The sequence below is a fragment of the Rhodococcus sp. (in: high G+C Gram-positive bacteria) genome, from assembly GCF_049286785.1.
Classification (GTDB): domain Bacteria; phylum Actinomycetota; class Actinomycetes; order Mycobacteriales; family Mycobacteriaceae; genus Rhodococcus_F.
The window spans coordinates 1-9,394 of record NZ_JBAQEO010000132.1; the positions used below are offsets into that span (position 1 = coordinate 1).

Consider the following 9,394-nt stretch of genomic DNA (forward strand, 5'->3'; position numbering starts at 1 on the left):
ACTCACATCCACCGATCCACGATGAGCGACGACACAACATCCGCGTGGCCCGCGTGATCTGTTGTTCACAACGACGCGTAACAATTGTCACGGCAACGACGCCGACCAGTATCAACGACTCGTTCGCTGCTCGACTAGGAGCACGCAATGCACATTCCCGTCTCCCCCGTTCACACCCTCTCGAACGCCGATGAGTCCCCCCTCCCACCATCACTCGCATCGCTGGATCGTCACCCTCGTTCGGTCGGAGGTTCGGCCGGCAACCGCAAGCGGTCGGCGAGAATCGTCCACCAATTGATCCGATCCTCGATCAAGGGCGGTGTACTCAAAGAGGGTGACATGCTCAGCTAAGATCAACTGATCGACCGTCTCGACTCCACCCGCAACTCCATTCGGACAGCGCTCCAGATGCTCGCCGAAGAAGGACTGGTCAGCCGACAGCGGAGGATGGGAACAGTAGTTCAGGGTCGGCCCGTCCAGCTCCAGATGCACGACATCGTCGCAACCGAGAAAGGGACTCCGATCGAGTACGTGCGCATCAATGAGCACACGATCACCTCCTCGGGAATCATCAGCGAGAGACTCCAAACCGCGCAGGAGAAGGTGCGGATGCTCGAATTCATCATGCTCGTGCGTGGCGTGCCGATCGGCACTCTCACCGCGTACCAGATCAATCCGAATGCCCTTGCGCCGGTTCACCTCCTCGCGGCCGACTCGATCGTCAAGGTCTTCGAAAGAGAGTACGGTGTGCCGTTCGGGCGCATGGACTGCTGGATCGACGCAGTTCCCGCCGACGCGCGCACCGCACACATGCTCGACATCGCACCGAAATCCATTCTTCTGGTGCGGGATCAGGTTCTGTCCGACAACGAGGGACGCGTGCACGAGTTCGCGTACGCCCACTACCGTGCCGATATGGTGTCCTTCAGGTCTTCCCCCCTCTGACAACGATCCCGCACCTAACGAGAGAACGCCGACCGGAAATATCTCCGATCGGCGTTCTTGGATACGGACTACTTGAACGAGAGGTTCGAGTAGTCCACCCAGTTGTCGGACCTCCAGGCGAATCCCGCGACGTCACTCGACAGGAGCACATTTGGTTGCACCTGAGCGATGAAGACGATGGGCGACTGCTCAAGGTAGATCTTCTCCGCCGCATTCCATGCGCGTCCGGCCTCGTCGGACAGTGCGTCGGGAAGCGCGTTTCCAGCGGCAAGGGCTTCGTAGAACGGCCGGTACTCCCAGTCCGCGAAGTTGTTGCTGGAATCCTCAGCGGTGTACACGAGCAGTTCGTACGGCGGTGTCAGCGTGATGGCGTAGTCCCGCAGGATGAAGGCCTGCGAGGTGTGGTTGCTGCGCTGATCCGCGAACTGCGATGCCGGCATCTGCTCGATCTGCACATCGAATCCGCCGGCACGTGCAGCCGTCTGAATCTGGACCGCGGCCTCCCTGGTATCAGGATCGGCCGCACTCACGGCGAGTGAGAACGACACACCGTCGGGGAACCCTGCCTGTGCAAGAAGTTCTTTCGACTTCGCGGGATCAAACGCGTAATCGGGGAGGCCCTCGTTCGTGTAACCCGGAGCATCGGGCAGCAGGAATCCCGAACCTTGACGGGTGGCGAGTCCACGGTATACGTCGTCGACGATCTGCTGGTACGGCGTCGCGTAAGCCATTGCCTGGCGAACAAGCGGGTTGTCGAAGGGCGCCTTGTTCGTCACCAGCGGCATCATGATGAACATGTTCGGGTTGTCCACCTTGGGGACGAACACGTTGGGATCGGTTGCCAGTGCGGCCGAATCGGCGGGGGTGATCGATTCCGCCATCTGGGCGTCGCCGTTCTTCACCGCGTTCGCTCGGGTACCCGCGTCGGCGACGATACGAATGTTGATCGTCTTGATCGGCGCCTCGCCCAGGATCCAATCCGGGCGTGACTTCATGACCACCTGGACACCGGGCTGGTAGTCGGTGACCTCATAAGCACCGAAGCCGTAGTTCGGGTTCTCGACCGTCCACTTGACTGCGTACGGGTCTTCCTGTGTCACATGCTCTTCGAGAAGAGTGCTGTCATAGATCTGACCCAGCAGATCGGACATCAGAGCGAGGAACGTGACACCGAGACCAGCCTGCGGAATCGTGAACGACACGGTGCGATCGTCGATCTTCTTGATCTGTGAGGCAGGATCGGTGATCGACGGCGCGAAAATACCGGGCGCCACGGACGTCGGAGTGTTGAACTTGCGGTCGAAGGACCACAGCACGTCGTCTGCGGAGAGTGTGTTTCCTGCCGCGCTTTTCGCTTCCTTCAGCGTGAAGGTGTAGGTGAGTCCGTCTTCGCTGACGGTGTAGTTCTCGGCAAGATACGGCTCGTAGTTGTACACGTCCTGCTGTTGAGCCCCTCCCTGCGAGCTGTCGACGTAGGGCTTTCTCAGCAGTGTGGCGTGCAGGTTGTTGGCCTGCTCGAGACCGCCGAACCCGTTGTCCATCGACCACGTGATACCGGTGTCCGGCGTGACCAGCGTCAGGGTGCTTCCGCCGTCCGCCGAAGCCGAATTGTTCGACGACGACGAGCATCCGGAGAGTGCCAGGGCGCCAATAGTTCCGACGACCACAAGTTTCAGGGCACCTGAACGTCCTGCGCGGGGACCAGCCTTCTGGGTCCGAAGGCGTGCAAAGGGCAGCATCAATGAAACTCTCCTCGTTCTTGGGGGTCAAAGGTGTAGCAGAATCAGAGAACGGAGGACCCGGTCACCGATCCGAGTCGAACAACTTGCGCCCCACCGCGGTGACGGCGAAAACCGTAAGGGCAATGGCAACGGCGGGGAACAACGCCGACCACCACCGTCCAGCCGCCGCGCCGGGCGCGCCTGCAGCGATCATGGTGCCCCACTCAGGTGTCGGCGGCTGCAAACCGACGCCGATGAATCCGAGACCGGCGGTGAGTACGATTGCCGAGCCGAAGACCAGCGATGCATTCTCCAACGCCGGCCAGGCCGAGTTCGGCAACACGTGCCGCAGGATCATCGCAAATTCACGTTCACCGGAAATGCGGGCGGCATCGAGGTACGCCTCCCCACGCACGCGCAGTACCTCGGTGCGAACAAGCCGTGCCTGGTTGGGCAGCAGCACCACAGACAGCGCCACCGTGATCGACAGGATGGAGGATCCGAAGAACGCAATCAGCACCAGGCCGATCACGATGGCCGGAACGGCCTGAATCAGGTCGAGAGCGCGCGAGGCGCCGCGGGCCAGGACGCCGAAGACGCCGTGCCGCGATTCGTTCATCCCCACCGCCAAACCGAGCAGAATGCCCAGGAAGGTGGCAACGAGAGTGGTGAACAACCCGATCATCAAGTTGTTCTGTGTCGCAGCGATGGTCCGGGCGAAAACATCCATTCCGGACGAGTCTGTGCCGAACCAGTGATCCGTACCTGGCGGCAGGTCCGGCTTGGCGACGACGTCGCGGGTGCTGTACGGAACAATCCTCGGTCCGATCGCCGCGAGTACGACCACAAAGGCGGCCGGTAGCACCACGAGCCACGCGCGAAGTGAGCTGATGCGAGCCCCGGCAGACTTCTGGTCCGGCGACATGTCGATGGGTTGCGGTGTGCCGGCCGGCTCCGCCGCCTTGTCAGGTTCGAAGGAGAGTGTCATGGTCAGCTTCCTTCCGCCTGCACACCGGGACGCCGACGGGGATCGAGAAGCATGTTCACGATGTCGACGAAGAAGAAGACGAGCAGCGAGACGGCTGCCACGATGAGCAGGAATCCCTGCAGAGCAACGAAATCCGAGCGGGACACTGCTTGCACGGCATACTCGCCCATGCCAGGCATCGCGAACAGTTGTTCGACGATCACCGCGCCGCCGAGCATGAAACCGAAGATGGTGCCGAACATGGAAACTGTGGACGGCAACGCCCGGCGGGCGATGCTTGCCGCGACCATGGAATTCGACGCCCCGGATGCGATCCGAAACTTGGTTGCCTGCGCATCCTTCGCCTGCTCGAGCGACCGGACGAACAGCTTGAGCAGCATCGGGGCGTACGCGACGACAAGTACGAGCACCGGCAGCCACAGATGTGTGGCCATCGACTGGAGCAGGATGAAGTCGCTCGATAGCAAGGCGTCGAACAGGGGGAAACGCGTCATCTGCGGCGGCGCGTTCAGCAGGGTGTCGTAGCGTCCGATCGGCGCCGGCGCCCAGTGCAGCAGCGAGTAGAACACGAAGATACCTGCTACCCCGAGGCAGAAGTCCGGAACAGCGCCGGCCGCGCGGGCATACGAGGCAATCACCCGGGACACCGGACTCTTCGGCTTCAGCACCAGCAGGAATCCGAGTACCAACGTCAGGATCGACGACAGCAGCATCGCGATTACGGCGAGTTCCATCGTCGCGGGCAACCGCACGCTCATCTCGTCGAGCACTCCCGCACCGTTCACGATCGAGTTACCGAAGTCGAGGGTGAGCACGTTCCCCAGGTAGGTGACCAACTGCGAGAGAACACTTCCACTCAGCCCCAACGCTTCCCTGGCGGCGTCGTACTGTTCCGGTGTCATGGTCTGGCCGCCGGAGATGGTGCGCACCGGATCGCCCGGAATGAGCCGCACGACGAAGAACACCACTACTGCGAAAAGAAGGATGTGGAGTGGGAGAACCGCGAGGCGGCGTACCCACCATCCGTTCTTGGATGCGAACGCTTTCATACGGCGGACCTCGCCCCGGTCATTGCTGCGTGTGCGCCGATGCCGCTGGTGGTGCGGTAGGCGTCGACCAGGCTTTGCGAATAGGGGTGCTCGCTGTGGAACAGGACCGACTCGACCGGCCCCTCCTCCACTACCTTCCCCTGGTACATCACGATCAGGCTGTCGCAGACGAACGCGGTCGCCGGAAGTCCGTGAGAGACGAATACCAACCCGGCATTGTTGCTTTCGCAGTGTTCCTTGAGCAGATTGAGAACCGAACCCTGCACCGACACGTCCAGGGCTGATACCGCCTCGTCGCAGACGATGAGCTTGGGCGCGACCACGAGTGCCCGGGCGATCGAGAACCGCTGACGCTGACCACCGGACACCTGGTGAGGCCGCCGATCGGCGAGCGCCGGATCGATACTCAGCGAGCGCAAGGTTTCGTCGACCCGCTGGTCTGCGTCGGCCGTGGACATCTCCATCAACTCGAGGAGCGGACGCCGAACACCGTCGCGCAGTGTCCGACGCGGATCGAACGACGATGAGGTGTCCTGCGCGACGAGTTGCACGTCGGTTCTGAACCTGCGCATGTCGCCGCGCGACATCGTCCGCAGATCGCGGCCCAGGTATTCGATGCTGCCGGAGGTCGCGAACTCGAGACCCATCAGCATCCGCACCAGCGTGGATTTGCCCGAGCCCGACTCCCCGACCACGCCGAGCCTGCTCGAGGAATCGACCAGCAGCGAGACCCCGTCCACCGCGACATGCGACTTGCCCGACCGGCCTGTGAATACCTTTCGGACGTCAGTGAACTGGATCGTGGCGTCTTCGTTCACGAGGCCACCCCCTGCGCGCGCCCAAAGGTGCTCATAGTGGGCAGGCGGTTCATGAACGCCGAATCCAGGGTGGGAATGCATGCCAGCAGCCCACGCGTGTAGGGATGTCCGGCGCTCTGCGCGATCGACTGAGATCGAGCCTCCTCGACGACACGTCCACCATTCATCACCACGATGCGGTCGGTGAACTCCTGGCACAGGGCGATGTCGTGACTGATCACCAGCATGCCGGTGTCGAACTCGGCGGTGAGAGACACCATGAGCTGCATCAGCTCCCGTGAGAGCGTGGCGTCGAGGGCGCTGGTGGGTTCGTCCGCGATCAACAGCTGCGGGCCTGCGCACAAACCCAGCGCGATCATCACCCGCTGGCGCATGCCACCCGACAATTCGTACGGACGGGCCGCCAGCACCCGGTCGATGTCGTGCAAGCCGACCTTGCGGAGCCACTCCACCGCCTTCGCGTCCGCGCCTCGCCGGCTCACCTTCTCGTTGTTCCTGATCACAGAACGCATCTGGCTGCCGATCTTCCACACCGGATCGAGGGACGTCATCGCGTCCTGGAAGACCACCGAGATGCCCGGGATCCGAACCGGGAGAATCCCCTTCTTCCGCGACAGCAGGTCGACCTCGCCGAACTGCATGCGATCCGCTTCGACCTGCGCCTCCGCTTCCAGAAAGCCAGCAATTGCCATGCACGAGTTGGTCTTTCCTGATCCGGATTCACCGACGATCGCCACACGTTCTCCGCGGCCGACAGACAGGGTGAATCCGTCGACCGCAGTGAACGGACCGCGCGGGGTGGGATACACGACACTGAGATTCTGCACTTCGAGCAAGGGCGTGGACGATTCATACGCTGCATTGCCCGAATACGCCTCCACGGGCTCTTTCGTTAGTAATGACATCCGTACTCGTTCCTGTCGTGAATGCAACGAATGGTGAAGAGAACGTACAGAGGTGGTGTTTCGAGCCGACCCTTCGCAGGTAACAGCTCAATTACGCGGATTGTCAGAAGTCGAGCAGATTCTCCCGGAACGTTTTGTGCGCGTATCCGTCCCGAATGAGCCCACGCTTGCGGAGAGCAGGTGCGAGTCCGTCACAGACTTCCATGATCGAGCGCCGCGTCGTGTCCGGGTACATCAGGAATCCGTCGCCGCCGGCTTCCTCCATCGCGTCCTGCATCTGAGACGCCACACTGTCGGAGGTTCCGATGAAGTCCATTCCGTAGTTGCTCGGTCCTTCGGCAAGATCTCGCAGGGTGATCTTCTCCGAATTCTCCAACCATGCCTTCGCCGTGGTGGTCTCACCGTTACCGATCTCCTGGGGAACGGGTCCGTCCAGGTCGTACTTGGAGTAGTCGATGACACCTCCGGACACGTATGACAGGTACCACAGCCGCTTCTCGATGTTGCTCGCGTCCTTCTTCGCGGCATCGAACCGGTCGAATCGGGCCTGCGCCTCTTGCTGGGTGTCGGCGAGATACGGCACGGCCATGAACAGAATCTTCAGGTCCTGCGGTTTCCGCCCGTGCGCGATGAGCCTCTCGTCCATGTCCCGTCGCAACGACTTCATCTCCGCAGGCGTCTTGGCGAGCGCGAGCATCGTGTCCGCGTGCTTGGCCGCCAACTCCCGACCCGGTGTCGAATTGCCCGCCTGAGCGACCACCGGCCGCCGCTGAGGGCCCGGAATGGTGTTGAGAGGCCCCCGGACCTTGAAGTACTTACCCTCGAAATCCACGGTGTGGACCTTGGTGTGGTCGGCATACCTGGGGGCGTCCTGATCGTGAACCAGCGCATCCGGATCCCAAGATTCCCAGAGAGCGCTGACCACATCCATCCACTCCTCCGCCATCGCGTAGCGTTCGGCGTGGTTGAAATGCTGGTCGTGGCCGAAGTTCTGCGCCACCCGGTGCGTGACCGAGGTCACGACATTGATGCCCGCGCGCCCCCGTGTGAGGTGATCGAGCGTCACCATCGAACGCGCGGCCAGGAACGGCGGGTATTGGATCGTCGACATGGTCGCGACGACTCCGATGTGTTCGGTGGCCGCCGTCAGGAGAGGTACCAGTGGTACCGGGTCGTTCTTCGGCGCCATCAGTCCGTACGCGAGCGTCGTCTCCATCGACCCCCCGTACGTGTCCTCCACCATGGAGGTGTCCTCGATGAACAGCAGATCGAATCCGGCACGCTCGAGTGACGTGGTCAGATCCACGTACAGCCCTGGCTGGGTCCAATCCGTCATCGACCTCCCTGCCCAGTCCCCGTACCACGGTTGCACGCCGAAACCGTTGCCGAGGAACCATCCGAGTCGAAACATTGCCTCTCCCTCCAAGGGTGTGATGCGGTCAGAAGGACTGAAGGTTCTCGCGGAAAGAGGGGTGCGAGTATCCGTTTCGCAGCAGTCCTCGACGCCGGAGAGCAGGACACAGCCCCTCGGTGATCTCCCGGATGTACTGCCGGCTGGTGGGCTGCGCAAGGAACATGAAACCGTCGCCGCCTACGTGTTCCATGGCCTCGTCCATCTGTTCGGCCACGCTCTCGGGTGTGCCGACCAGTTCCATGCTGTGGACGCGCATCGCCGACGCCGCGTCCTTGATGGTGCGGCCACCGAATGCTTCCTTCCACCCCTCGAACGTTCCCTGGTGGCCGTTCGTCGTCACCTCGTCGGGGATGGGCTTGTCGGGATCGAGTACCGAGAAGTCGATTTCCATGATCGCGGCGAAATGCACCATCTGAGCCTCGAAATTGTGCTGTTTGTCCGCCAGAATCTTCGCCCGCTTCTCCTCTGCCTCCGCCTGTGTCCGTCCGATGATCGGCTGCACGACGAAGAAGACCTTGACGTCATCGGGATTGCGGCCGAACTTCTCGGCGCGCGCACGAATGTCGTCGCGGTAGGCCTTCATACCGTCGAGGCCATTGGGGATGCAGAGCAACATGTCGGCGTTCTTCGCAGCGAAGTCTCGTCCACGGGGTGAAGCGCCGGCCTGACAGATGACGGGTTTCCCCTGCGGACTGCGTGGCGTGTTCAGCGGTCCACGAACCTTGAAATGCACGCCCTCATGATGAATGGGCGCGACCTTGGTGTGATCGGCGTAGTAGCCGGAGACCGGATCGGCGAGAATCGCCTTCTCCTCCCACGAATCCCACAGCTTGGTGACCACGTCGACGAACTCCTCGGCGATTTCGTACCGCTGGTCGTGTTCCGGCAACTTGTCCATCCCGAAGTTCTGCGCCGCACGATCCTCACTGGAAGTGACGATGTTCCAGCCCACCCGTCCACGGGTCACGTGATCGAGCGTCGAGAACGCGCGAGCGAGCAGGTAAGGCGGATAGAAGGTCGTCGATGCGGTGGCTACGATCCCGATGTGCTCGGTCGCATACGCCAGCATCGACACCACCGGTACCGGGTCCAGCTTGGGCGCATACATTGCGTGCTTGAGTTCGAGTTCCGCTGTGCCCGCATATATATCCGACACCATGAGCGAATCCTCGAGCATCATGAAGTCGAATCCTGCGCGCTCCATGTCTCGGACCATGTCCACGTAGTACCGAGCGTCGGTCCAGGACAGTGCATCTTCGGACCAGCCGGTTCGCCATTCCGGAGTGGTCAGGTTTCCGAACCACCCGAGCCTGAAGGGCTGTGCACCCATATGCCGTACCTCCTGAAGAGTCATGCACGCCGCGAACGTCGTTCCGAGCGGCCGTGCGTTACAGATGTCAGTGAATCCGGTGACCGTGACGGCTTTGATTCGCCGTGATACCGACTCTATTAAGCCTGGATGCACCGATCGGCTGATGGCGTTGTTGTGAGTTTGGTTGTCCGGCAGCGGATGGGGTGTGGGCGTGAGTGATCGTCCGACCTGGTGTGTCGGGT

8 protein-coding genes are annotated in these 9,394 nt (G+C 61.8%); 1 reads left to right on the forward strand and 7 read right to left on the reverse strand.

The genetic code is table 11. The features are described from left to right. Positions 1-360 precede the first annotated feature (360 nt). Positions 361-945, forward strand: coding sequence for a GntR family transcriptional regulator (locus WAW17_RS05370; protein ID WP_422331979.1), 585 nt, complete (start codon positions 361-363; stop codon positions 943-945). 68 nt (positions 946-1,013) lie between these two features. Here WAW17_RS05370 and WAW17_RS05375 read toward each other — a convergent pair whose 3' ends face one another. The 7 genes from WAW17_RS05375 to WAW17_RS05405 form a co-directional block, all read right to left on the reverse strand. Beyond that, a complete protein-coding gene (locus WAW17_RS05375; protein ID WP_422331972.1) occupies positions 1,014-2,684 on the reverse strand; it encodes an ABC transporter substrate-binding protein in 1,671 nt (556 codons plus the stop codon). Positions 2,685-2,748: 64 nt separating this feature from the next. Then, the gene (locus WAW17_RS05380; protein ID WP_422331973.1) at positions 2,749-3,654 is read right to left on the reverse strand and encodes an ABC transporter permease; all 906 of its coding nucleotides are present in this window, start codon (positions 3,652-3,654) and stop codon (positions 2,749-2,751) included. 2 nt (positions 3,655-3,656) lie between these two features. Next, a complete protein-coding gene (locus WAW17_RS05385; RefSeq protein WP_422331974.1) occupies positions 3,657-4,703 on the reverse strand; it encodes an ABC transporter permease in 1,047 nt (348 codons plus the stop codon). Next, a complete protein-coding gene (locus WAW17_RS05390; protein ID WP_422331975.1) occupies positions 4,700-5,521 on the reverse strand; it encodes an ABC transporter ATP-binding protein in 822 nt (273 codons plus the stop codon). The genes WAW17_RS05385 and WAW17_RS05390 overlap by 4 nt, the downstream gene beginning before the upstream one ends. Then, positions 5,518-6,426, reverse strand: a complete 909-nt coding sequence (locus tag WAW17_RS05395; protein ID WP_422331976.1) for an ABC transporter ATP-binding protein — start codon at positions 6,424-6,426, stop codon at positions 5,518-5,520. The genes WAW17_RS05390 and WAW17_RS05395 overlap by 4 nt, the downstream gene beginning before the upstream one ends. A gap of 103 nt (positions 6,427-6,529) precedes the next feature. After that, entirely contained in the window at positions 6,530-7,837 is a 1,308-nt protein-coding gene (locus WAW17_RS05400) for an NtaA/DmoA family FMN-dependent monooxygenase (protein ID WP_422331977.1), read from the reverse strand. A 28-nt stretch (positions 7,838-7,865) separates the two neighbouring features. Next, on the reverse strand, positions 7,866-9,170 hold the full coding sequence (locus WAW17_RS05405; RefSeq protein ID WP_422331978.1) for an NtaA/DmoA family FMN-dependent monooxygenase: 1,305 nt from the start codon (positions 9,168-9,170) through the stop codon (positions 7,866-7,868). Positions 9,171-9,394 lie beyond the last annotated feature (224 nt).